Annotated in this window: 22 protein-coding genes and 1 riboswitch; of the genes, 20 read left to right on the top strand and 2 right to left on the bottom strand. The window is 41.8% G+C overall.

What is annotated here, in order from left to right; all coding sequences use genetic code 11:
• Positions 1-118: 118 nt before the first annotated feature.
• On the bottom strand, positions 119-610 hold the full coding sequence (locus NSQ64_RS17150) for a metal-dependent hydrolase (RefSeq protein WP_008347118.1): 492 nt from the start codon (positions 608-610) through the stop codon (positions 119-121).
• 171 nt (positions 611-781) lie between these two features.
• Between NSQ64_RS17150 and NSQ64_RS17145 the strand changes: the two genes are divergently transcribed.
• The 3 genes from NSQ64_RS17145 (at position 782) to NSQ64_RS17135 (ending at position 3,339) form a co-directional block, all read left to right on the top strand.
• Positions 782-1,210: a MarR family winged helix-turn-helix transcriptional regulator gene (locus NSQ64_RS17145; RefSeq protein WP_007500254.1), complete on the top strand. Its 429-nt coding sequence runs from the start codon at positions 782-784 to the stop codon at positions 1,208-1,210.
• Positions 1,211-1,292: 82 nt separating this feature from the next.
• Complete coding sequence (sspJ, locus tag NSQ64_RS17140) at positions 1,293-1,436, top strand: small acid-soluble spore protein SspJ (protein ID WP_008347117.1); 144 nt, start codon at positions 1,293-1,295, stop codon at positions 1,434-1,436.
• Positions 1,437-1,558: 122 nt separating this feature from the next.
• A riboswitch (Lysine riboswitch) is annotated at positions 1,559-1,737 on the top strand.
• Positions 1,738-1,929: 192 nt separating this feature from the next.
• The gene (locus NSQ64_RS17135; protein WP_035701368.1) at positions 1,930-3,339 is read left to right on the top strand and encodes an amino acid permease; all 1,410 of its coding nucleotides are present in this window, start codon (positions 1,930-1,932) and stop codon (positions 3,337-3,339) included.
• 37 nt (positions 3,340-3,376) lie between these two features.
• On the opposite strand, the gene NSQ64_RS17130 is transcribed toward NSQ64_RS17135, so the two are convergent.
• Entirely contained in the window at positions 3,377-4,315 is a 939-nt protein-coding gene (locus NSQ64_RS17130; RefSeq protein ID WP_041507762.1) for an iron-hydroxamate ABC transporter substrate-binding protein, read from the bottom strand.
• A gap of 259 nt (positions 4,316-4,574) precedes the next feature.
• Here NSQ64_RS17130 and NSQ64_RS17125 point away from each other — a divergent pair, with 259 nt between their 5' ends.
• From NSQ64_RS17125 to NSQ64_RS17045, 17 genes are all read left to right on the top strand, one after another.
• Positions 4,575-5,627, top strand: coding sequence for a FecCD family ABC transporter permease (locus NSQ64_RS17125; RefSeq protein WP_008347113.1), 1,053 nt, complete (start codon positions 4,575-4,577; stop codon positions 5,625-5,627).
• The gene (locus NSQ64_RS17120) at positions 5,628-6,650 is read left to right on the top strand and encodes a FecCD family ABC transporter permease (protein WP_007500263.1); all 1,023 of its coding nucleotides are present in this window, start codon (positions 5,628-5,630) and stop codon (positions 6,648-6,650) included.
• A 21-nt stretch (positions 6,651-6,671) separates the two neighbouring features.
• Positions 6,672-7,487, top strand: a complete 816-nt coding sequence (locus tag NSQ64_RS17115) for an ABC transporter ATP-binding protein (protein ID WP_017368048.1) — start codon at positions 6,672-6,674, stop codon at positions 7,485-7,487.
• A gap of 178 nt (positions 7,488-7,665) precedes the next feature.
• On the top strand, positions 7,666-8,388 hold the full coding sequence (locus NSQ64_RS17110; RefSeq protein ID WP_268358446.1) for a response regulator transcription factor: 723 nt from the start codon (positions 7,666-7,668) through the stop codon (positions 8,386-8,388).
• Positions 8,389-8,391: 3 nt separating this feature from the next.
• The gene (locus NSQ64_RS17105; protein WP_341017461.1) at positions 8,392-10,146 is read left to right on the top strand and encodes a HAMP domain-containing sensor histidine kinase; all 1,755 of its coding nucleotides are present in this window, start codon (positions 8,392-8,394) and stop codon (positions 10,144-10,146) included.
• A 136-nt stretch (positions 10,147-10,282) separates the two neighbouring features.
• Positions 10,283-11,719, top strand: a complete 1,437-nt coding sequence (gene uxaC, locus NSQ64_RS17100) for a glucuronate isomerase (protein WP_341017459.1) — start codon at positions 10,283-10,285, stop codon at positions 11,717-11,719.
• Positions 11,720-11,786: 67 nt separating this feature from the next.
• Positions 11,787-12,797, top strand: coding sequence for a LacI family DNA-binding transcriptional regulator (locus NSQ64_RS17095; RefSeq protein WP_326116659.1), 1,011 nt, complete (start codon positions 11,787-11,789; stop codon positions 12,795-12,797).
• 58 nt (positions 12,798-12,855) lie between these two features.
• Positions 12,856-14,307 carry a tagaturonate reductase gene (locus tag NSQ64_RS17090; protein ID WP_341017455.1) on the top strand — a complete coding sequence of 484 codons (1,452 nt, stop codon included), beginning with the start codon at positions 12,856-12,858 and terminating at the stop codon, positions 14,305-14,307.
• A complete protein-coding gene (locus tag NSQ64_RS17085) occupies positions 14,304-15,797 on the top strand; it encodes a UxaA family hydrolase (RefSeq protein WP_341017453.1) in 1,494 nt (497 codons plus the stop codon). Before NSQ64_RS17090 ends, NSQ64_RS17085 begins: the two co-directional genes overlap by 4 nt.
• A 20-nt stretch (positions 15,798-15,817) precedes the next feature.
• The gene (locus tag NSQ64_RS17080; protein WP_096881846.1) at positions 15,818-17,209 is read left to right on the top strand and encodes a glycoside hydrolase family 28 protein; all 1,392 of its coding nucleotides are present in this window, start codon (positions 15,818-15,820) and stop codon (positions 17,207-17,209) included.
• Positions 17,210-17,380: 171 nt separating this feature from the next.
• Positions 17,381-18,331, top strand: a complete 951-nt coding sequence (locus NSQ64_RS17075; RefSeq protein ID WP_251210451.1) for an ABC transporter substrate-binding protein — start codon at positions 17,381-17,383, stop codon at positions 18,329-18,331.
• A complete protein-coding gene (locus NSQ64_RS17070; RefSeq protein WP_341017450.1) occupies positions 18,297-19,355 on the top strand; it encodes a FecCD family ABC transporter permease in 1,059 nt (352 codons plus the stop codon). The genes NSQ64_RS17075 and NSQ64_RS17070 overlap by 35 nt, the downstream gene beginning before the upstream one ends.
• On the top strand, positions 19,352-20,638 hold the full coding sequence (locus NSQ64_RS17065; protein WP_341017448.1) for a heme ABC transporter ATP-binding protein: 1,287 nt from the start codon (positions 19,352-19,354) through the stop codon (positions 20,636-20,638). Before NSQ64_RS17070 ends, NSQ64_RS17065 begins: the two co-directional genes overlap by 4 nt.
• A 179-nt stretch (positions 20,639-20,817) precedes the next feature.
• Positions 20,818-21,720 (top strand): 4-hydroxy-tetrahydrodipicolinate synthase, encoded by a 903-nt coding sequence (dapA, locus tag NSQ64_RS17060; RefSeq protein ID WP_144666013.1) that lies wholly within the window; start codon positions 20,818-20,820, stop codon positions 21,718-21,720.
• Positions 21,721-21,724: 4 nt separating this feature from the next.
• A complete protein-coding gene (locus tag NSQ64_RS17055) occupies positions 21,725-22,897 on the top strand; it encodes an iron-containing alcohol dehydrogenase (RefSeq protein ID WP_268363719.1) in 1,173 nt (390 codons plus the stop codon).
• Between the two features lie 71 nt (positions 22,898-22,968).
• Complete coding sequence (locus NSQ64_RS17050) at positions 22,969-24,372, top strand: sodium:solute symporter family protein (protein ID WP_341017444.1); 1,404 nt, start codon at positions 22,969-22,971, stop codon at positions 24,370-24,372.
• Positions 24,372-25,547, top strand: a complete 1,176-nt coding sequence (locus NSQ64_RS17045) for a sialidase family protein (RefSeq protein ID WP_268383003.1) — start codon at positions 24,372-24,374, stop codon at positions 25,545-25,547. The genes NSQ64_RS17050 and NSQ64_RS17045 overlap by 1 nt, the downstream gene beginning before the upstream one ends.
• The last annotated feature ends 53 nt before the right edge of the window (positions 25,548-25,600 follow it).

Genomic DNA, 25,600 nt, shown 5'->3' with positions numbered 1-25,600 from the left:
TAACTCCTCACCATTCTGTATTCAGCTGCAAGGCAAAAACACTTATCTTAAAACTACTAAAAAAATGAGGAATGATCAATTCATATCCTGCTTTTTTGCAAAACTCTTTTTTCTTTTTCTAAAACGGCAATGGGATGGATATTCCGCAAATGACAGCCATGTAATAGCAGGTGACAATGGTCAGAGCAGCTAGTACGACTTGTTCTCCTGTGCTGCCTGTTTTGACATAAAAGGGGAGACGTACTTTCATGGTTGCAGGGAACAAAAATTTAATACCGTTCACTGTGCCTGCATCAAGGATGAGGTGGCTTGCCATCCCAACTAGTAACCCGGTACTGAGGCTGTCATTTGGAATGTATGTTGTCGCAATAAAATAAATGATCAGCAGAAATAATAAACTATGTGTAAAGGTGCGGTGACCGAACACACTACTGATCAGTGTGGAAAGGAGCGGGAATTTCCTGCCGATTTTGCTTTTCGTATGACATAGATCTGGGATGAGGGCACCTACTGATCCAGCAGCAGCCATCGTCACTGGTTCGAATCCGTAATAATAGGCGACGGCTGTGGAGGCGGCAATTCCGCCCATAATATGTGTTTTTCCTGTCATGATGCGTACTCCTGTTCTGTTTTTTGTTCAAGTACTCACTATATCAAGGGTGAATCCATTCAGCAAGGCTTATTTCTAAAGAAAAATGGGATAAAATAGTTGGCTGTTTGGAAAAACATTCTATAATAAGAAGGAAGTCATGTTGACACTAACGATAAGGATGCGATTCGGATGAGTAATGCAGACATTTTAAAAGAAATTGTTCTTGTACATTATGAAGTCAGCCGTAAATTAAACCGCAAGTTACTTGAGTTAGAAAAAGACATCACGCCTCCACAGATATATGCTCTTTCTATATTGATACAAGGAAAAGTATCACATGCTGAAGAGCTCAAACAAAGACTCTCTCTCAACCCAGGTGCCGCTTCCATAGCCCTCAATAAATTATGTGAGCAAGGCTACATTCAGAGAGAACGGGACAAGGACGATCATTCCCTTGTCCGGCTAGAAGCCACGGAAAAAGGGCTGGCTATTTACGAAAAGCATACACGTCTTTTTGGAAAGGTGATTCAGCATATGATGTCAGACTTCACAGAGGAAGACTTAAAGACCTTTCTAACGTATTTGCAAAAAATGAGACAGACCTTTCACGATGAATGAACTGCTCCTCTTTGTATAATGCTGAGCGCTGTAGCACAAATTAAACAGGCAAAGGCATTTTATGAAAAGGGGGGAAATAGCGATGTCATTTTTCCAAAAGGATAAAAAGGCGAAAAGCGAGAAAGACCATCAGCAGGTTGATCAGCTGTTAGAAGAAGCAAGTAAAGAACTAGCAGGCGATCCGCTTCAGGAAGCTGTCCAAAAGAAGAAAAACAACCATCAATAAGCTGACAAAAAGGCGGAGAATCATTTCTCTGCCTTTTTTCTATGTTTTTCCCTTTGACAGATATGAGAATGTTTGATAACCTTCGTGTAGTAAAAATGAATAGAAATCCTCACGCTATGTCTCAGTGAGGTAGAGGTTGCGCGGATGATGAGTCACTCATGGGAGAGATGGAATCGTTGATCATGAGAAAAAAGGCATCAGCGCCGAAGTGTAGAGAGAGCTCCAACTTTCTTTATGCTGGGTCTGCATTGAACAAATGCAGGACTGCCACGTCTTTGAAGCGTGGAGGGCTATCCGGAGATCAAGGTGTATGTTTTGAAAAGCATGGACTTTTGTTCAGGCTTTTTTTTATGTTCTGATTGCCTAAGAAAAGGGTATGCTGGTAAGAAAGTGACCCAACATGAACATAAAGAATGCAAGTCATTGCTTCACAAATATATCAATGAAGATACTGCCGGGTCTGGTCCAAAGTGAATATAACGGAGGTACGAAAATGGAACAGACAAAAAAATGGGGTTTTTGGTTATTGACGGCTTTTGTCGTCGGAAATATGGTAGGTTCAGGCATCTTTATGCTGCCTAGTACACTTGCCCAGCATGCAAGTCCTTTAGGTGTGACGATGGCATGGCTTGTCACAGGTGGCGGCGTACTGATGATTGCCTTTGTGTTTGGACATTTGTCCATTCATAAACCGCAGCTGACAGCTGGACCACAAAGCTATGCAAGAGCGCTTTTTAAAGATCCGAAAAAAGGAAAAGCAGCCGGTTTTACAATGGTTTGGGGATATTGGGTGGCAAGCTGGATTAGTAATGTCGCCATTATCACAAGCCTAGCTGGTTATTTAACAACCTTTTTCCCAATTTTAACCGTGAAAACGGAGATCTTTACTTTTGGAAAAGAAGCGATCACACTTGGTCAGCTCACAACGTTTATCGTATGTACAATCCTTCTATGGGGGACTCATACGATTTTAATTACAAGCTTAAGTGCAGCAAGTAAGTTGAACTTTATTACGACCTTTTCAAAGGTGCTTGGATTCGTCCTTTTTATTGTCGCAGGCTTATTTGCATTCCAAACCGCATTATTTGAACATTATTACTTCCCTGTTGAAGCAGCAAGTGGTGAAGGAGTGCTCGGACTTGGAGGCCAAATTCATCATGCGGCCATCTCCACACTATGGGCATTTATCGGCATCGAATCTGCTGTCATTTTATCAGGAAGAGCTTCCTCGCAGCGTGATGTCAAACGTGCGACGATTACAGGACTTTTAATTGCACTGTCTATTTATATGATTATAACCTTGATTACAATGGGCGTTCTGCCGCATGATCAATTGCAAGGTTCTGATAAACCATTCGTAGACGTGCTTCAGCTCATTATCGGGCCGGCTGGCGGAATTGTCATGGCACTTCTTGCGATCATTTGTTTATTTGGTTCGATGCTTGGCTGGATTTTGCTTGGTTCTGAAGTCCCTTATCAAGCAGCAAAAGCTGGCGATTTCCCAGCAGTGTTTGCAAAAACAAACAAAAAAGGTAGTCCTGTTTTTGCTTTGACTGTCACAAATATCATGTCACAGCTGTTTATTTTCTCAGTCATGTCCCGTACGATTAATGAAGCCTTTACTTTCTTAACAACATCAGCGACACTTGCGTATCTCATTCCGTATATCGTGTCGTCGATCTACAGCTTTAAGGTCATCATGCAAGGTGACACATATGAGCTCCAAAAAGGAAACCGGACAAGAGACGGGATCATTGCGCTTGTGGCCATGGGGTATTCCGCTTGGGTCATTATTTCAGGCACAGCTGATTTAAAAACATTTGGTCTTGGTATTGGATTGTTCTTAGTTGGCATTTTACTCTACCCATTCATGTCCAAAAAATTTGCCAAAGGTACAGTTTAAAAAATACGTTTCTCCAGCATTGGAGAAACGTATTTTTTTATGAGGCAGATGTTAATCGATCCACAATAAATTCGAGCTGACCTTCTAGTGACACAGGGTCATTAAAGAAGTAACCGACTGTATCTGTTTCAAATACGCGTTTGTTTTGGACAGCAGGAAGTGATGCCCAGATGCTGCTTTTATATACTTGATCGCCATTACTTTTTGAACCGCTCCATGGGCTTGTGAAAATATAATCACCTGCAAATTCTGGAAGCTTTTCAAGAGAAATGTTTGCATAACCGACACCACTGTCGATGGCTTCTTTTTGGACGGCCTTCGGAGCTTTTAATTGCAGCTCGTCATAAATGATTTCACCACCGCGTGCAAAAGTGTTACCGAAAATGTAAATGCCCTTATCGAATGGTGATACGATCGAAACGGTTTTGTTTCCTACAGCTTTTGTTACCTTTGGTTTCACTTCAGCAATTTTGGCATCCCATTTTGTGATCCAATCCGTTGCTTTTTTTGATGTACCTGTCATTTTACCGAATTCTTTTAGCTGGTCTTTAAACGAATATTGATTGTATTGAATGGCAACTGTAGGTGCAATTTTTTTGTATTGATCAAATTTCTCATCTTCTCCCCAAGCAATGATCATATCCGGCTTCAAAGAGGCTACTTTCTCAACAGAGGGAGATTTTCCAATATTTTTCACTCCATCTGTTTTTCCTTTATAGAAAGGGTTTTTAAAGATGGGTGCAGTGGCAGCAATTGGGGTTTTGCCGAGTGTTACGAGATCTCCGTAATAGCTTTCCGCCAGAAGCACAATACGTTGTGGGTTTTGAGGCAGTTTCACTTCACCCTTTACATCTTGATAGGTGATCGTGTCATTTTTTTTGGCTCCCGATTCTTTATTGGAAGTGCTGCCGCAAGCAGCAGTAAAAATCATAAGGGTCATGAAGGAAATCAAAAGAAGTCCAGTTCGTTTTTTCACAAAAGTTCGCTCCTATTCAATTGTTTATGATAATGATTCTCATTCGCGATTATATCTTAACATGATAGAAGAAAAAATGCATCGGCTATTTTATGACCAAAATGAAAATGGTGAAATTCTCCCGGTTTTTTGATGAAAATAAAGAAATTTATCAGAACAAGGATTTCAAAACGTGAAGAAAGTGATATACTAGACTCCGAGATTGATAATCATTATCATTAATAACGAATAGATATGAACGGAAAGGAAGAGACTGGTTTTGGGCTCACAATCGAATAAACAGCTGTCAGCTAAAGATGATGCGATAGATATTGTGACAAAGCCTTTTGGTACAGCAGCTGTTGTCATCATAGGAATCATTGCTTTAGCATTCGGTCTTTTTTTATCAGTATCGCTAGGAGCGGCAAACATTCATTTACACACGGTATGGGAAGCCGTCTTTCATTTTGACTCACAACAAACCTCACATCAAATCATTAGGGAACTAAGGCTGCCGCGTACAGTTGGTGCCGCACTTGTCGGTGCCTTTTTAGCAGTATCGGGTGCCATCATGCAAGGCATGACAAGAAATGCGCTTGCGTCTCCTGAAATCATGGGTGTGACAAATGGCTCTGCATTTGCGATTGCCATTGCGTTTGCTTTTTTCCCAGGCCAATCTTCTTTTACATTAATTCTTTGGTCATTTTTGGGTGCAGCACTTGGCGCCTCTATTGTATTTGGGGTTGGAACCCTTTCAAAAGGGGGACTTACTCCTGTGAAGCTCGCATTAGCCGGTACGGCTGTTGGCGCACTTTTAAGCTCAATTTCCTCAGCGATTGCCATTCGATTTGACGTCGCGCAAGATATGAGTTTTTGGTACGCAGGCGGTGTGGCTGGTGTGAATTGGAGCAATATTAAGATCATTATTCCAGTTGCGGCTGTAGGACTGATCATCGCAATGATTCTTGCCCGCTCCATCACGGTTTTAAGCTTAGGTGATGAATTAGCAAAAGGGCTTGGACAATATACACGAACAGTCAAGGTACTTGGCATATTGGTCGTGATCCTTTTAACAGGTGCAGCCGTGTCAGTTGCAGGTTCTATTGGCTTTATCGGGCTTGTGATTCCTCATGTTACGCGTTTTTTGGTCGGCGTTGACTATCGCTGGATTATCCCTTGCTCAGCTATTTTAGGGGCAATTTTGCTTATTTATGCAGACATTGCGGCAAGGCTTGTCAATGCGCCGTTTGAAACGCCAGTTGGTGCCATTACAGCCATTATAGGCGTTCCTTTCTTCTTATATTTAGCGAGACGTGAAAGGAGCGGAATTTAAATGGAAATGGTGCAGCAGGCAAAGAAAAAGAAATACAAACGAACGATGGTCATGATCTTTTTAGCGATCGTGGCTGTGTTCCTGATTAGTTTAAATACCGGAGAGATACGGATTTCTCCGATGGATACATTCAAAACATTTTTTGGACTCGGAAGTGAAATGGATGAGCTTGTATTATTCGAGTTCAGACTTCCAAGGATGGTCATCGCTTTACTTGTTGGCGCTTCTATAGCTGTATCAGGAGCCATTTGGCAAGGTGTTTCTCAAAATGGTTTAGCTGATCCCGGCATTCTAGGTGTAAATGCGGGTGCAGGTTTTGCGGTTGTTTTGTTTATCTTTGCCTTTCAGGGCTCGATGTCGAACTTAGGTGATTTTACGATATTTGTACTGCCGCTTTTCGCTTTCGCAGGGGCAGCCTTTGCTGCATTTCTCATTTATGTGCTAGCGTGGAAAAAGGGCATTACGCCTGTTCGATTGATTTTAACTGGTATTGGGATCAATGCTGCATTTTCAGCAGCAATTGTGGTCATTCAATTAAAGATGAGCCCAAATGATTTTAACCAAGCCATTGTGTGGCTGTCAGGAAGTATTTGGGGCTCAAGCTGGACATATGTCTTATCAGTCGTGCCGTGGATGCTGATTTTTCTTGTATTAGCGATGGTGAGGGCACGCTACTTAAATATCATGAATTTGGGTGATCAGATATCTTATGGCTTAGGGATTTCAGTTCATAAAGAAAGAAGTTTTCTCATGCTGATTGCAGTTGCATTAGCCGGTGCAAGTGTCGCTGTTGCAGGGAGTATATCGTTCCTAGGGTTAGCGGCACCACACCTCGCAAGAAAGCTAGTTGGTCCGAAACATCAAGGAATGATACCGGCGTCCGCTATGATTGGTGCACTGCTGTTATTACTTGCAGATACACTTGGGCGTGTCATACTTGCTCCATCAGAGGTGCCCGTTGGACTTGTCGTTTCTGCCTTAGGCGCACCTTACTTCATTTACTTATTGATGAAAACGAACTAATGAGGAAGGAGAGTACAACAGATGAAATCACTTGAAACAGAAAAGCTTTGTATTGGCTATCATGACCGTTTGATTGTAGACGATTTAAATATCAGCATCCCAAAAGGCAAGGTGACCACATTAATTGGGCCGAATGGGTGCGGGAAGTCAACGATTTTAAAAACAATGTCTCGTATTATGAAATCCCATCAAGGTGCTGTTTATTTAAATGGCCAGGCTATCCATCAAACACCAACAAAAGAAATTTCAAAACAAATGGCCATCTTACCGCAGACACCTGAAGCACCAAGTGGTCTGACCGTTTATGAGCTTGTGTCATATGGACGTTTCCCACATCAAAATGGATTTGGCCGTTTATCAAATGAGGACAAACGAATCATCAGATGGGCACTTGAGGAGACGGGAATGATTGCATTTCATGACCGGCCAATTGAAGCACTCTCCGGTGGACAGCGTCAGCGTGTATGGATTGCGATGGCACTCGCTCAGGAAACAGAGCTGCTTTTATTAGACGAACCAACGACGTATTTAGATCTTGCTCATCAGCTGGAGATCCTTCAGCTATTAGAACGCTTAAACAGAGAGCAGGGCAGAACGGTGCTGATGGTGATTCATGACCTGAATCATGCTGCACGCTTTTCACATTATATGATTGCCCTCAATCAAGGGAAAGTCATTAAAGATGGTACGCCTCATGAGGTCATGACAAAAGAGGTGCTCAGTCAGGTGTTCCACATCGATGCAGAAATTGTTCTTGATCCGAGAACGAATAAGCCAATCTGTTTAACATATGACTTAATGAATCATGAAAGAAAGCTTGAAGCTGTGAACGGATAATAGATGGACAAAAAACTCGGTATGTATGACCGGGTTTTTTTGCATTTTTTGATATTACCTTGTTATGCCATTTTCTCCAGTCGATCTTTTTTCGCTTTTATGCAGAAAAGAGGTACTTTTTTACTTTGGACAATGGTAATATACGGTTAGAGATCATAGCTGGAAAGGAAAGAGATGCGTGGAAACAGCAAAAATATTGATTGCAGATGACGAAGAAGCAATTGTAAAAATGGTTGAACGCGTATTAAAAAAAGAAGGGTTTCAACATATTTATAAAGCCTATCATGCAGATGAAGCATTAGATATTGTCAAAAACGAGGACATCCACCTCTTACTTCTAGATGTGATGATGCCCGGTAAGTCAGGCTTTGATGTTCTGCCTGAAATCAGGAAAATGACGAAGGCACCGATTTTCTATTTAACAGCAAGAACGTCTGATGTAGACAAATTGACTGGATTTGCACAAGGTGCAGACGATTACATCACAAAGCCATTTAATCCGTTAGAACTAGTAGCTAGAATTAAGGCGCACTTAAACCGAACTTATATCTCCTTACAGGAGGAGCAAGATGATACTCAAAGTCGATTTGAATTTTCCCATTTCTCCTATCATCCTCATTCAGCCGAATTGAAAGTAAGAGGAGAGGTGACTGCATGCTCTGCTCAGCTTCTCTCCTTGCTGAAGTACTTTTGTGATCATCCGAATGTGGTTCTTTCAAAAGATCAAATTTATGAGAAAGTATGGGGCGTTCCATCATATGGTGATAACAACACCGTGATGGTTCATATTCGAAAGCTGAGAGAAAAGATCGAGTTAGATCCGAGTCAGCCAGAATATATTGTGACGATCCGTGGTATGGGCTATAAATTTATACCGCATCCAGCAAAGGTTATTAAATAATTTATGAATTTACGAACAAAACTCTTCTTTCACTTTGTTGGACAAATGTTTATTGTGATTGCCATTTTGGTGATCGGAAATACGTTCTCTGAAAATTTATATTTAACAAAACACTTCGAGAACATGGCTGAAACCGGTTTAACAAAAGCTGATGGAGATACACTCATGAGCTGGCTTTATTTTAACGAGGATGGAAAAATGGAAGCCGATGATCAGCTCAAACAAGCAGTAAGAAAACGAGATGGCTGGCTGCAAGTCATTGATTCAAAAAAGCATAACGTCTATAGCTACCATCGCCCTAAGACCATTCCAACATCCTATCAAAAGGATGAAATGATCAAAATCTTTGAAAAAAGACAATTTAAAGATTACAAGATGTATTTTTGGCCCATTGAGATTGATCAAAAAAGCTTTATCGTTTTGTATGGGTTTAAAACAAACAGCACAAAGGTAGCCAATTATTTGAAGCAGCATGAGAAAAATTTGGCTGCTCTCTCTCAATATTCAACTGAAACGAAAGAATTCTTGAAAAGAATGAATGGATCGGTGCATCTGTTCAATGATGAAGGGAAATATTTGAAGGGCATTCGAGCTAATAACAATTTGGAAAATAATGTAACGGATGTTGAACTGCTCAAATATCAATCAAAGCCTTGGGAGTTTAGAAGTGATCTCTCTTATATTAGAGTGAATAAAAACCTGTATATCATCATTTCTGTACCAAATAAAGTATATAGCCCAGACGAATTATACGATAAAGAAAGAGATGCTTTAAATCAATATAGAACCATCTTAATTGCAGGTCTTGCGCTCACGATTATTATCGTTATGACATTATGGTACTCGTATCGCTATGGGCTACCGATCTATCACATTATCCGCTGGCTGATTTTCTTATCAAGAAATAAATTGCAGGAGCCAACAAATAGAAAAGGTATTCCAGTAAGTAAAAATAAAAAGGGCCGTATTAAGCGGGAGTATCGGCTGTTTGAGGATATCCTTAAAACAATGGATCAGCTCACCAATACGTTAAAAGAGAATGAAGCAAACCGAAGAAAAATTCAAACCACAAGGGAAGAATGGATCGCAGGGCTGTCTCATGATCTAAAAACGCCTCTTAGCACGATTTACGGCTATGGATTAATGCTAGAATCAGATCAATACCAATGGTCCAAAGAAGAAGTCATGGAAATGGGACAAGTCATTCGTGAGAAATCAGAATACATGTCGACCTTGATTGAGGATTTAAACCTCACGTATCGATTGAAAAATGGTGCATTGCCTATTAATCGAAAACCTGTTGAGCTTGGGGAATTTTTAGCCTCCATTATGGACGAGTTTTCAAGAAGCACGCTTTCTGAAGATTATATGTCATCCTTTGAAGATCAAACAGAGGGTGTCATGTTTGAGATCGATAAAGCCTGGTTTAGACGAGTCATTGAGAACCTGCTGGCAAACGCAGTGAAGCATAACCAGAAAGGTACTCTTATTCAAGCTGTTCTATCTGAAACAAATGATGAAGTTCGGATCGAAATGAAAGATAACGGACGCGGAATGGAGCAAGAAACGGTGGATCATTTATTTAATCGTTACTATAGAGGGACAAATACGAATGATCCAACAAATGGAACAGGATTAGGACTGGCGATTGCAAAAGAGCTTGTCTTGCTGCACGATGGCGATATTCAAGTAGAAAGTGAATTAGGTCAAGGAACAACTATTGCGATTATCCTAAAGAAAACACCATCTGTAAAATAGCCAAAGAACGATTTTCTTTTCTAAAGGAGATCGTTTTTTCTTGTTTTAGGATTGAAATCGATTTTGTAAACGATTACAATAAAATTGTTAACGTGAACAAATTGATTTTCATCATTATAAGAGATGGGGGAGTTTGATGAAAGCCTTTTTAGATGAGCAGTTTTTATTAAACAGTCAAACGGCGGAAAAGCTATACCATGAGTTTGCAAAGAACCTTCCGATTATTGATTACCATTGTCATTTAAGTCCAAAAGAAATCTATGAAAATAAAACGTTCCAAAATATAACCGAAGCATGGCTTTACGGAGATCATTACAAATGGCGCGCCATGAGAGCAAATGGGATACCTGAAACACATATCACAGGAGATGCCTCAGATTATGAGAAATTTTTAGCATGGGCGAAAACCGTTCCGATGACGATTGGAAATCCTCTTTATCACTGGACCCACCTAGAGCTAAGACGGTATTTTGATGTTGAAGAACTGTTGAATGAAGAAAGCGCAGACATCATCTGGAAAAAAGTAAATAAAAAGTTGCAAGGAGACGGATTTGGTGCGAGAGATTTCATTGTGAAATCAAATGTTGAAACGGTTGTGACGACAGACGATCCGGTTGATTCGTTGATTTATCACCAACAACTGCGGGAAGAAGGCTTTTCTGTGCAAGTGCTGCCAGGGTTTCGGCCAGATAAGGTATTAGATATCACAAATGACTTGTTTATCGAGTATGTTCATCAGCTGGCAGAGGTTTCATCTATCCAGATCGAATCCTATCAAGACTTCATAAAAGCACTTCATATGCGAATCGATTTCTTTCATGAACAGGGCTGTTTGATTTCAGATCATGCCATCAATGAAATGACGTACGAAGACACGACGGAAGAAGAAGCTACGATCATTTTTCATAAAAGAATGTCTGGACATCCATTGACGGAAAAGGAGAAGGTTCAATTTAAAACGCACACATTCATTGAACTAGGTCAGGCATATGCTCAGCGGGGATGGGCGATGCAGCTTCATATCAATGCGCTCAGAAACAACAATTCAAAAATGTTTAAGCGGCTTGGACCAGATACCGGATATGATGCAATGAATGATGAAGACATTGCAAAACCCCTTTGCCGCGTATTAGATCGGTTAGAACAAGCACATGCATTGCCAAAAACCATCCTCTATTCCTTGAATCCAAGGGACAATGTGGTGATTTCAACGATAGCTGGAAGTTTTCAAGATGGAAAGACTCCTGGGAAAATGCAACATGGAACAGCCTGGTGGTTTAATGATACAAAGCAGGGAATGACAGAGCAGATGATGGCACTCTCCAGTATCGGACTGATCAGCCGATTTATTGGGATGCTGACAGATTCACGAAGCTTCCTGTCGTACACAAGACATGAATATTTCCGTAGACTGTTATGTGACATCATTGGAGATTGGGTGGAAAAAGGTGAAGCGCCTAATGATCTCAATTTGCTAGGGGGAATGGTAAAAGGAATCAGCTATGAAAATGCAAAGCAGTATTTTCAATTTGAACGGGCAAATGAGCTTCCGCATAAAAGCAAGATGATATGAACAAAAAGCAAGAATATGAAAGCGTTTTTATGATAAGATGATAAAAAATCATAAAAGGCGGAATAGCATGACAGTCACAATCAAAGATATAGCAAAATTGGCAAACGTTTCTCATACCACAGTATCAAGGGCTTTGAATAATAGTCCTTTTATTAAAGAGAAAACAAAACAAAACATCTTGTCGATTGCAAAACAGCTGAATTACTCACCGAATGTCCATGCCAGAGGCCTTGTCTCGCAAAAATCATTTACAATTGGTCTGTTTTTTACGAGTTTAACAGAAGGCACATCCTCAAGTTTCTTTGTTGATGCGTTAAAAGGCGTCAACAGTGTGATAACAGAAAACTATCATTTGGTTGTAAGAGGAATTGACGATTTTTACGATTACACAACCATTCATAAACAGCGGTATGATGGTATTTTGCTCATGAGCCAAAGCGAGCATGATGAAGCGTTTATCCATCATGTGAAAAAGCAAGGCATTCCCATTATTGTACTGAATCGCCGTGTAGAAAGTAATCAAGTGATGAATATATTAGCAGATGATGGTGAAGGTGCATACCAAGCTGCACACTATTTCATTCAGCAGGGGCATAAACAAATTGCCATTATTGAAGGGAAAGAAGGGTTTAAATCCACACAGGAAAGAAAAGCTGGTTTTTTGCAAGCACTCATTGACCATCATGTACCCATGAAGAAAGAATACATGATCACAGGCGACTATCATATGAAGAGCGGCTATGAATCAATGGAAGCCTTACTCACTCTTGATGATCCACCAACTGCCCTTTTTTGCTCAAACGATGACATGGCGATTGGTGCGATGAATGCATTGTTTGCAAAAGGTAAAAGGTGTCCTGATGATCTTTCTATTATCGGTTTTGATGATATTTCATTTTCATCTTATACAACGCCTGCCCTCACAACAGTCAAAAAGCCAATTGAAAAAATGTGTGCGCTTGGAGCAGAAGCCATCCTTTCAGTCATCAACGGTGAAAAGCAAGAAGACGATCATCTGGAAAAAGTGTATGTCCACACAGAGCTGATGATTAGAGATTCAGTAAAAAAGGTGCAGTAATCAGCATCTTTTAAATAAAAATGTTCACGTGTGCAAAAAATGCGGGGAGGAAAAGCGTTTGAGACGATTATCCAAAGATGTGTACCCAGTGGCTGAATATCCTGAAACCATTCTACAAATTGGCGAAGGGAACTTTATGCGGGGATTTATGAATTGGCAGATTCAGAAGCTAAACGACTGTACAGATTTTAAAGGAAGAGCAGTGGTTGTTCCTCCTCGAAAAGGATCAGTGACCGCTCTAAATGAACAAGATGGTTTGTACACTTTATGTATTCAAGGATTTCATGACCAAAAAGAAATGAACGAACGGATCGTCATTCAATCCATCAGCAGGGGAATCAGCACATATACAGATTATGAAGCCTTTTTACATGTAGCGGAAAGTCCTGATGTGCGTTTTGTCTTTTCTAATACAACAGAGGCAGGACTTGTGTTAAGAAAAGAGGACCGATTAGAAGATCGGCCGCAAGCAAGTTTTCCAGGAAAGCTGACAGCCTTCTTGTATCACCGCTTTAAAGCTTTTTCTGGAGATGAGAAAAAGGGCTTGATCATTTTACCTTGTGAATTGATTGAACAAAACGGTGATCGATTAAGAGAATATGTGATCACAATGGCAGCTGAGTGGAATCTTCCGCCTGATTTTGTGGCTTGGGTGAAGGAAGCCAACACGTTCTGTAATACGTTAGTTGATCGGATTGTCCCAGGTTTTTCTCAGGAAGCAGCGGAGACTGTTCAAAAAGAAGAGGGGTATATCGATGAATTGCTTGTCACGGCAGAATATTACCACCTGTTTGTCATTGAAGCACCTCCGTTTGTTCAAAAAGAGCTTCCTTTTCAAGATGCAGGGTTAAACGTACTTTTTGTGGAAGATATCGCTCCTTATCGAATGAGCAAGGTTCGCATTTTAAACGGTGCACATACAGCGATGGTGCCGATTGCATATTCGTGTGGCTTGGACACTGTCAAAAAAGCGGTGGATGATGAGCATGTTGGTGTGTTCATTCGCCGCATGCTTGAGAAGGAAGTGTTGCCAAGTTTGCCACTTCCTGAAGAAGAGCTACTTCTTTATACACAATCCGTTTGGGATCGATTCTGCAACCCTTTTGTCAAACATCAATTACTCGATATTGCCTTAAATGGTGTATCTAAATTTCGGGCACGTATTCTCCCGTCTCTTCTAGATTATATAGAGCTAAAAAAACAGTTGCCTACGAAGCTTATGTTCTCACTGAGCAGTTTGATTTATTTTTATCAAGTCCATGCAGATCAAATAAAGGATGATGAGTCTGTGATGACATTCATGAAGGAAGCATGGGAGGAAGTGGACCATTCCTATGAATTAATGGTCGATCCACTTCTTTCAAACGAAGTTTTATGGGGGATGGATTTGACGAGGATCGCAGGGCTGAAGGATGCAGTAGCCGAGCAGCTCACCTGCATACATGAAAATGGCATGAGAGCTGCTGTTCACCAAATACTTCAATATGAAAGTCAGGGGGAGAAGGCATGAGAGACTTTGTTGTGATTCATCCTTCAGATAATGTTGGCATCGCTTTAAAAGTGCTTGAGCAAGGCGAAGAGCTTCAGCACCAAGGTCATACAATCATTTTAAAAGAAACCGTTGCTAAAGGTCATAAATTTGCATTGGCTGAGATCAAAGAAAAAGAGAATATCATCAAATATGGCTACCCCATTGGTCATGCATCCACTGCGATTTCGACTGGAGAATGGGTGCATACGCACAATATCAAAACGAATTTATCAGGTAAGCTCGATTACGAATACCGCCCTTCTTTAACAGAAAACCCCTATGAAAAAACGAATCTGACATTCAAAGGGTATAAAAGAAAAAATGGCGCAAGTGGTATACGAAATGAGCTTTGGATTGTCCCAACAGTTGGGTGTGTCAATGGCATTGCCGATCAAATCATTCAAATATTTACCGCTGAAATGGGGGGAAACATCCATCCTTTTGAAACGGCGTTAGTATTAAAACACAATTATGGATGCTCACAACTTGGGGATGATCATGAAAACACAAAAACCATCTTACAAAATGCCGTAAAGCACCCAAATGCTGGAGGGGTTCTCGTTCTAGGGCTTGGCTGTGAAAACAATGATATTGAGGATTTTAAAGCTACATTAGGGGAGTATGACCAGACGAGGGTGAAATTTTTAAGAAGCCAAGAAGTAGGGGATGAGATTGAGACAGGTGTCGCTTTACTCAAGGAAATTTATGACGCAGCGAAAGAAGATCAGCGTGAAGACATTCCGTTATCTGAGCTGAAAATTGGCTTGAAATGCGGAGGATCAGATGGGTTTTCAGGCATTACCGCAAATCCACTTTTAGGTAGACTGTCCGATTTTATTGTGGCTCAAGGCGGAACCACCGTCTTAACAGAAGTGCCGGAAATGTTCGGGGCTGAAGAGATCTTAATGGAGAGAGCGGAATCAAAAGCGACATTCGACAATATTGTGCAGATGATCAATGATTTTAAACAATACTTTATGGATCATCGACAGCCAGTATATGAAAATCCTTCCCCGGGAAATAAAGCAGGAGGAATTTCGACATTAGAAGATAAATCTCTCGGCTGCACACAAAAAGCGGGTACTTCCGTTATAAAGGATGTTTTAACATACGGGGAGCTGCTAAAACGAAAAGGATTGAATTTATTAAGTGCGCCTGGGAATGACTTGGTTGCTTCATCTGCTCTCGCAGCGTCTGGCTGTCAGCTCGTCCTCTTTACAACAGGCAGAGGCACACCGTTTGGCACATTTGTTCCAACGATGAAGGTATCGACCAATACCGCTTTATATGAAACAAAAAAACATTGGATCGACTTTAATGCGGGGGAATTGCTTGAAGATGTACCAGAAGATGTGGTGCTAGAGAAATTCATTGCTACGGTGATTGATGTGGCGAGTGGAAAGCTGTTAAATCATGAAAAAAACAATTTTAGAGAGCTGGCCATTTTTAAAACAGGTGTGACACTTTAAGACGTTTGGGGGATAAGGAAATGTCTAAAAAACGGAATTTGATGTATGTGACAGCAGGAACAGTACTAACAGGAATTGGACTCGCACGTTTAGCAAAGCAAGGGAAAAAAGACAAGGAAACAAATGGCATAGATCATGTGTTAAAGCAGATAAAAGCGCCAAAGTTCCCAGATCGTGAATTCAATGTCATTCATTATGGTGCAGATAACAAAGGGATAGAGCTTTCGACAAATGCTATTCAGTCTGCCATCGATGATGCACATCGTTTGAAAGGAGGGCGTGTGCTGATTCCTGAAGGGACATTTTTGACAGGCGCTCTAGAATTGAAAAGCAATGTAGAGCTTCATCTTCATGAAAACGCCTATGTGACCTTCAGCCAAGATACACGTGATTATCTCCCGCTTGTTCTAACAAGATATGAAGGAATTGAGCTTTATAATTATTCACCACTTATTTATGCCCATCATGCAGAAAACATCGCGATTACAGGAGCAGGCACGCTGGACGGGAGAGGGGATGAACACCACTGGTGGCCTTGGAAGTATGGAACAAATGGTCAACCCTCTCAAGATCGGGATCGTCAGCTTCTTTTTGAAATGGCTGAAAAAAGAATACCAGTGGAAGAAAGAGTGTTTGGCGAAGGCCATTATTTAAGATCAAGCTTTATCCAGCCATACAATTGCCAAAACATTCTCATTGAAGGAGTAACAGTAAAGGATTCACCGATGTGGCAAGTCCATCCGGTGTTAAGTGAAAACGTCATCGTCCGTGGGGTGAATATCATCGGTCATGGCCCAAATACAGATGGTGTGAATCCAGAGTCGTGCCGACATGTGCTCATTGAAGATTGTTATTTTGATAATGGCGATGATTGTATTGCCATTAAATCGGGCAGAAATGAGGACGGCCGGAGAATCGGTGTTCCATCTGAAAACATCGTCATTCGTAGAAATACGATGCGTGATGGTCATGGCGGAGTAACGATCGGGAGTGAAATCTCTGGAGGCGTCAAGTATGTATATGCAGAGGATAATGTCATGGACAGTCCGAACCTCGACAGGGCATTGCGCATTAAGACCAACTCTGTCAGGGGCGGTACCATTGAACACATCTATTTTAAAAACAATCTAGTGAAGAGCTTAAAGCATGAGGTGGTCTGTATCGACATGATGTATGAGGAAGGGGATGCCGGTCCGCATAGGCCTGTAGTCCGTCATATTGAAGTAGAAGGATTAAAAAGCAGCGGAGGACGATATGGCGTGAAGATCGCCGCATACTCACATTCCCCGGTCACACACTTTAAAATGAAAGACTGTGTCATTGACGATGTCACGTACCCTCTTTCATTGGAACATGCAGTATCTCCTTCATTTCAGAAAGTTGTCATTAATGGTGAACATATCAATCAATAGCGGAAGTGAAAACAGCCACGTCAAAGGCTGTTTTTCTTTTATAAGGACAGACAAGACGTATTCGGAATCACATATACAACCTATCTTCACTGTAGTATAATATTCCCGAAATTAGAAAAGAATTGACGAAAGAGATGACGTCAAGCAGTACATAAAGCAGGGGGTTTATTGATGAAGAAGTTAACTGGTATTTGGCTATCATTGTTACTTGTGATCGGTGTTTTAGCAGGGTGTGCAGGTGCGGAAACGGACCAAAAAACAAACAGTTCAAAGCCTAAAGAGACAGTGGCTGCGGCATTTCCTGTATCCATCAAAGATGCAGCTGGTAAAACCGTTGAAATCAAAGAACAGCCTAAACGAATTGTTTCGTTAATTCCAAGTAATACAGAGGTTGCCTATGCCCTTGGTCTTGGAGATAAAATCGTTGGTAGATCAGACTTTGACAACTATCCAAAGGAAGTAGAAAAGGTGGAGAAGATTGGCGGTCTTGATTTCAATGTAGAGAAGGTTATTTCCTTAAAGCCTGATCTTGTCTTAGCACATGCATCACAAATGAGTTCAAAAGACGGATTTAAACAGCTTGAAGACGCAGGTATTCAAGTGCTGACTGTTAATGATGCAGCCTCTTTCAAAGATGTGTATAAGTCTATTAATATGATTGGTGAAGCAGCTGGCGTAAAAGAGGCATCAACGAAGCTTGTAGATGAGATGAAATCAAAACTGAATGACATCAAAAAACAAGCAGAATCCATCTCCAAAGACAAACAAAAAACAGTTTTTGTCGAAGTATCGGGTGCGCCTGAAATTTATACAACAGGTAAACAAACGTTTATGGACGAAATGTTGTCTGTCATTCATGCAAAAAATGCTGCTGGCGACCAAACAGGCTGGGTGCAAATGACGGAAGAATCAATTATTAAACGAAATCCTGATGCCATCGTTACGATTGATGGCGCAAGTTTAGCTGATCTGAAAAAAAGAGACGGCTGGAAGGCGATCAAAGCAGTCAAAGAAAAACAAGTCTTTCAATTGAATACGGATCTGGCATCAAGACCGGGACCGCGATTGGTTGAAGGAGTGGAGGCTCTTGCGAAAAGCATCTATCCTGACACGTTCAAATAAAATCATCATCTCATACACAGCAAGTGTTTTACTTCTTGTGGTGAGCATTGGAATGGGAATCTCATTTGGCAGTTTAGGGATTCCCATTCCTTCTATACTTCGGATTTTTGTTCATGAAGTATTTGGAATTCAGGCCGGAACCATTGATGCGATTGACCGCAATATTATGATGAATATCCGGCTGCCGAGAGTGATATTAGCGGCGTTAGTCGGAGCAGCTCTGGCGTTATCTGGTGCAGCCTTTCAAGGTTTATTAAAAAATCCCCTCGCTGACCCTTATACACTTGGGGTATCTCAAGGGGCATCTGTGGGGGCTGTAGCCACATTGTTTTTCAGTTTGCAGTTTCCTTTGCTTGGCAGTTTTACACTGCCTTTTTTGAGTATGACAACAGCGCTTGTCACACTATGTCTCGTCCTCTTTTTTGCCCGTATGGTTCACCGAGGAATGAGCATTTCTTCTTTAATTTTGACGGGGGTCATCTTTAGCTCTTTTTTAGGAGCCCTCATTTCATTAATGATTGCGTTAACAGGTGATGATTTAAAAGAGATTATTCATTGGCTTCTAGGCAGTGTGTCTATGAGAGGCTGGCGATATATTGCTCTTTTCCTTCCTTTTTTCCTCATTGGTACATTTGCACTGATCTTGATGGGAAGAGATTTAAATGTGATGACATATGGCGAAGAAAAGGCAAAACTGTTAGGGGTGCATGTGAAACGGAGCAAATATGTGGTGTTGCTTGCTGGTTCGATTCTGACTGGAAGTGCGGTGGCTGTGTCAGGAACGATCGGATTTGTAGGACTGGTGATTCCACATTTTATCCGTCTTTTATCCATTACGGATCATCGTCATTTGCTGCCTTTGTCGATGCTGAATGGTGCTTCCTTTCTCGTTTTAGCAGATGTGCTCTCTCGTACGATCATTGAACCGACTGAATTGCCTATTGGCATCATTACGGCGTTAATTGGTGCTCCTGTCTTTGGCATCATCCTCATCCGCAGATATAGAGGAGGGACGCATCTATGATTCAAGTGAAGGAAATTAGAGGGGGATATGGTGTAAAAGAGGTCATTCACGGCGTGAGTTTTGAAGTGGAGCGAGGGGAATTCCTCGGCATCCTTGGTCCAAATGGGAGCGGTAAGACGACGCTACTTAAAATGATCGCAGGTATTTTAGCACCTGAGAGCGGCCAAGTAACACTAAGTGGCCATCCAGTTCAATCCTACCGGCCAAAGGCACTTGCGCAAAAATTGGCGGTTCTTCCCCAGAAGACCGATCAAGCCTTTTCATTTACAGTGGAAGAAACGGTCCAGTTTGGGCGTTATCCTTATCAGAAAGGATGGCTACAATCTGTTACAAAAGAAGATATCGAGATTGTCAGCAAGGTGATGGACCAAACAGATATTGCTCAATTTAAGGATCAATCCATCCATGAGTTAAGCGGTGGAGAACAGCAGCGGGTTTACTTAGCTCAAGCGCTGGCTCAGTGCCCTGACTATTTATTGCTGGATGAACCAACCAGTTTTCTTGATTTAGCTTATCAAAAAGAGTTACTCGATTTGATTAAACAAGAGACCACTTCCTCTAACTTAACGGTGATCGGTGTGTTTCATGATGTGAACATTGCCAGTTTGTATTGTGACCGCCTGCTTTTGCTGAATGAAGGAAAGACGGACATGCTGGGAGAACCGCATCATGTGTTGACCACCGAACGGGTGAACCGGGTGTATGAAACAGATGTAACACCTCTCCAACATCCACTGCGGGCAAACCCTCAGCTGGTAATTGAACCTGCGTCCATCTCTGAACATTCAAGGCTGAACTTAGCGAATGGGTGGAAAACATATGGCGCAAACGGAATGACATTTTCTACTCATCAGCCATTGCGCATCCTTTCATCACATGAGAAAAGCGGGGGTTTCTTTTGGACACGGTCCCTTGGAACGGGAACTGAAGCACTCCATGACATGCTGGATGATGAGGAAGGGAATTTATTTCTTGGTCAATCTGATGGGCCGAAGCAATACGCCGCTGAAGATGATGATGAAGATGTCCTTCTTTATGGGATGCATCAAGAAGGAGAGCTGTCCGTTTGGCTTGTGCTGAAAGGAACGATATCAGATGGTGCGTCTGTCCAGCTAATGGGCGAGCTGATGCACTTCATTAAACAAGAGACAAGTATCCAGGTACATCATCTTTGTATCGCTGCTGCCAATGCAGAAGAAAAGGAGCATACTGCTCATTTACATGAAAGAGTCAGACTGAAAGTGAAGCATCTTCTTCATACATTGAATGCCATGAAAAAGTGAACCGGTTGGTTCACTTTTTTTGTTGAAAACATCAACATCTACTTATGTCACCCACTGAATATTTGAAAAAAACGAAAAAGATGTTGCTAAATAAATCATATTGCTTTTATAATAAGAATCATGAAAGCGTTTTAATAATTAGTTGTTTAAAAATGCAACAACTAGAAGGGGAGGATCATTTGAACATTCAGGGAATCATTCCAGCTATTTTGACACCGCTTACAGAAGAAGAGCATTTTCATCCAGAAGTGACAAAGCAACTTATTGATCATTTAATCGATTCAGGTGTGCACGGCATCTTTGCTTTAGGGACAAACGGCGAATTTCATTTGTTTTCAGAGGAAGAAAAGCTTCAAATTGCTGAAACTGTTGTAAAGGCTGCGGGCGGCAGGGTGCCTGTATACATGGGAGCAGGTGAGAATAGCACTGAGGCAACCATTAAGCTGTCAAACAAGTTCGCAGATTTAGGCGTAGATGTCTTGTCGGTTATCACCCCTTATTTTGTTGCGCCATCACAAGAGGAGCTGTATGAGCATTTTCGTCATATTTCAGAAAATGTGACCATCCCCATTTTACTTTATAACATTCCATCAAGAACAGGTGTGTCACTTGCGCCAGAGACGGTTGCAAGGCTCAGCGTCCTACCGAATGTGTTAGGTATTAAAGACAGTAGTGGAGATATTGCCAATATCAAAGCGTATCTCGATGTCACAAAGGATGAAGAGTTTGTCGTGCTTGCAGGAACGGATTCCCTCATTTTAGAGACATTGAAGCTAGGCGGAACAGGTGCAGTGGCGGCAACGGCAAATGTGCTTCCCAAAACCGTCGTTGGCATTTATGAATCGTTTCAGCAAGGAAATCTTGACCAAAGTGAGCAATGTCAGCAGCAGCTGCAGCCGTTAAGAGCGACATTCACATTAGGAACGTTACCAGCACCTTTGAAAAAAGCAGCTGAACTTTCAGGGATTCCTGTAGGTCCGCCAAAAAGCCCGGTCAAAGCATTATCCGACGAGGCTTTAGAAGCTGTGGTGAACATGATGGAGAATTATCGGATACAAGCAAAAGCAGCAAAGGAGTCGTGAAGAGATGACAATATCACATTATCACTTTCAAACGGCATCACACATTGTTTCTGGCGCCCACTCTCTAGAGCTCCTTGGGGAGAAACTAGAGCTATTAGGACTTAGCAAGTTGAGATCGATTTTTATTTTAACGCAGCCATCCATCGTGTCTCTTGGTTACGCTGATCAAATCAAAACAGAACTTGCGAAAAAAGGGATTGCGAGTGAGATCAGCACAGAGATTAAGCCTGAACCAACGGAAGAAAATATCGAGGACGTATTCCAGACATTTTTAAAAGGGGAGCATGAAGCCATTATTGGGATTGGTGGCGGGAGTGTGCTGGATGCGGCCAAAATATTAGCTGTTCTAAAGACGAATGATCAGCCAATTTCTGATCTCGTTGGCACGAACCTTGTTAAAAAAAGAGGAGTTCCAACGATTCTCATTCCAACAACCTCAGGTACGGGATCAGAAGTGACACCAAACGCGATTGTTACCTTTCCGGAAAAAGAATTAAAAATTGGCATGGTCAGCCCATACCTTTTGCCTGATCTTGTGATCTTAGATCCCGCACTGACACTCAAATTGCCAAAAGCCATTACCGCAGCTACAGGGATGGATGCGTTTACGCATGCGCTTGAATCGTATATTTCAAATAAAGCCAATCCATTTAGTGATATGTTTGCACTCGAATCGATGAGGCTCATTTCAGCAAGTATTCAGGAGGCCTATCATCACGGGGATAACATGACAGCAAGGGAGGATATGCTGGTTGGTGCCATGTATGGCGGGATGGCGCTCACAAGTGCCGGAACCGCTGCTGTTCATGCAATGGCTTATCCGTTAGGGGGGAAATACAAGATTTCACACGGTGTCGCTAATTCCATGCTGCTTCCTCATGTTACGGCGTTTAATGCAGACCATATCAAAGATCGTCTTGAAGATATTGCTAGAGTGATAGGGATCGAAGAGAAAGGATCAAAGCATACGCTTGCAGAGCAAGTGATTCGTCAAATTGAAGAGTGGACAGCGGATTTACACATTCCTCAACAACTCAAAGCCTTCGGTGTGTCAAAAGAAGATGTGCCGGCACTTGCTGAAGCTGCTTCGGAGGTGAAGAGATTAATGGATAACAACCCGAAGCCGATGTCTGTCTCTGATATTGAACAGGTCTATATGAAACTGCTCCACGTTTAACACTTCATACGTCACTGGGATGGGACATAAGAAGTTGCTTCATACGGCTTGCACACAAAGGGGGATTTTAAGTGAATGTCTTAAGCAGTTCTGTCATCACATTTATTTTAATCGTCATTATTCTCTATATTCTGTTTACGACCTGGCTGACGATGCGTTTCCGCAGTAAGTCTAACTCAGAATTTAACAATGCCGCTAAGTCACTTCCAGCTATTGTGGTCGGTATTTTGTTAATGAGTGAATTCATTGGAACGAAGTCAACTGTCGGAACAGCTGAATCTGCTTTTACACACGGGCTTTCCGCTTCATGGTCTGTTATCACAGTTGCTATTGCCTTTTTTATTTTTTCCTTTTTCTTAGTGGGAAAGTTTTATCGAACAGGACAATACACGATTTCAGGTATTATTGATCAAAAATTTGGAAAATCAACAAAGCTTGTTGTCTCTGTCATTATGATTGCAGCCCTGCTCTTAGTGAATCTAGGAAACTATTTAAGTGGTTCAGCTGCCATTGCATCTATTCTTGGCCTTCCTTTAATGACCTGTGCCATCATCACGGCGGTTGTGAGTACATTTTATTTTACTTTCGGAGGAATGAAGGGGGTTGCATGGGTCACGATCCTTCATTCAATTGTGAAGTATGCGGGGATTTTAATTACACTAGGGGTAGCCCTTTATTTAACAAAAGGCTTTGAGCCAATGAAACAAACATTACCCGACCATTTCTTTACATGGGATGGGACCATCGGTTGGGGAACGATTGGAGCTTGGTTTATAGGAAATATGGGGGCCATTTTTGCGACGCAGTTTATCATTCAAGCGATCACCTCGTCGAAAAGTGAGCGAGAAGCGAAAAAATCGACCCTGTATGCAGCACTCCTTTGTTTGCCGCTTGCCATTGCGATCGGGATCATCGGTATCTCAGCCCGTTATTTGTATCCAGACATTGACCCTATTTATGCTTTCCCTGTCTTTTTACAGCATATGAATCCGATTTTGACCGCTATTGTGGCAACGTCGCTTGTCGCATCCATTTTTGTTGGTGTCTCGACGGTTGCACTTGCTACAACCACGTTAATTATTGATGACTTTTATGTACCGAAAAAGAAACCATCACCAGAGCAGCGTATGAAGGTGACTCGGTATGTAGCTGTCATGGTTGGGATTGTGCCGCTTGTGGGGGTTGCACTTGCACCAGAGTTGCTGTCACTTTCCTTTTTTACACGAGCACTTCGAACATCGATTGCAGTTGTAGCAGCAATGGGCTTTTACTTGCCATACTTTAATTCAAATAGAGGAGCAACCATTGGTCTTGCCGCTTCAGGCATCGCCACGACGGTGTGGTATTTACTCGATAATCCATTTGGAATCGATAATATGTATGTGGCCATTATCATTCCTTTCCTAGTTCTGGTGATGGATCGATGGATCAGCCCGCCAGCTAAAAAGGATCAATCACTGAAAGGAGAATTATGATGACAAATGAAGACATCATGATCAAAATAGATGGAAAATTGCGACAAAATGAACAAGACGCAGCAAGAAAAGAAGCCTTTCTACCAACAGATTGCGTGCAAAACCATGCGGCTAATCTCATCGAGCTGGATAATGGAGATTTGCTGTGTGTATGGTTTGGCGGTACGCAAGAAGGAATTCCTGATATCTCTATCTATATGTCAAGGCTCAAGCTAGGAAGTAATCAATGGACGAAGGCTGTGAAGCTGTCTGATGATTCTACACGATCTGAACAAAATCCAGTTCTTTTTCAAGAGAAAGATGGCAGGCTGTGGCTGCTTTATACAGCACAACTTTCTGGCAATCAAGATACAGCTCTTGTGAGATATCGTTTATCGGAGGATAGAGGAGAGACTTGGGGAGAGATTGGTACTTTATTTGATCAGCCGGGGACGTTTATACGACAGCCTATTGTTGTATTGGATAATGATGATTGGCTCCTTCCGGTGTTCTATTGTAAAACGATTCCTGGCGTAAAATGGACAGGAAACCGTGATGTCAGTGCTGTGAAGATTTCCTCAGATCAAGGGAAGACCTGGGAAGAGGTCACTGTGCCAAACAGTACTGGCTGTGTTCATATGAATATCGGAAAATGTGCGGATGGTTCCCTGCTTGCCCTCTTTAGAAGCCGGTTTGCTGATTCGATTTATATGAGCCGTTCAGTGGATCATGGACGGACATGGTCTGAGCCAAGAGCAACAGAGCTGCCAAACAATAACTCATCCATTCAATTTACGGTGCTCCATAATGGTCATCTTGCCCTCGTTTATAACCATATCAATGCGGATGATCAAACAGAAAGAAGAGCGTCCTTGTATGATGAGATTGAGGATGAAGGCGATACACGAACGGCTGTTGATACAGAGGCGCGTCCAGCCTTTTGGGGAACACCGCGTGCGCCAATGACACTTGCCATCTCGACGGATGACGGTGCGACATGGCCCGTCAGACGTAACCTTGAAATTGGCGATGGATATGCCATGACAAACAACTCAAAGGACAAATTGAATCGAGAGTATTCCTATCCATCCATCACAGAAGGAAAAGATGGTAGTCTGCACATTGCGTTTACTTTTTACCGGCAGGCCATCAAGTATGTGTGTGTGAAAGAAGAATGGACTCATCACACGTCGTAACCGCAAGGGATCAGTGTTTCCGTGAATTGTAACCCTCATTTTCTTCATTTATA

The sequence above is a fragment of the Bacillus sp. FSL W8-0183 genome, assembly GCF_038006825.1.
GTDB classification, from domain to species: domain Bacteria; phylum Bacillota; class Bacilli; order Bacillales; family Bacillaceae; genus Bacillus; species Bacillus altitudinis.
This window is presented reverse-complemented; position numbering and strand designations above follow the sequence as displayed.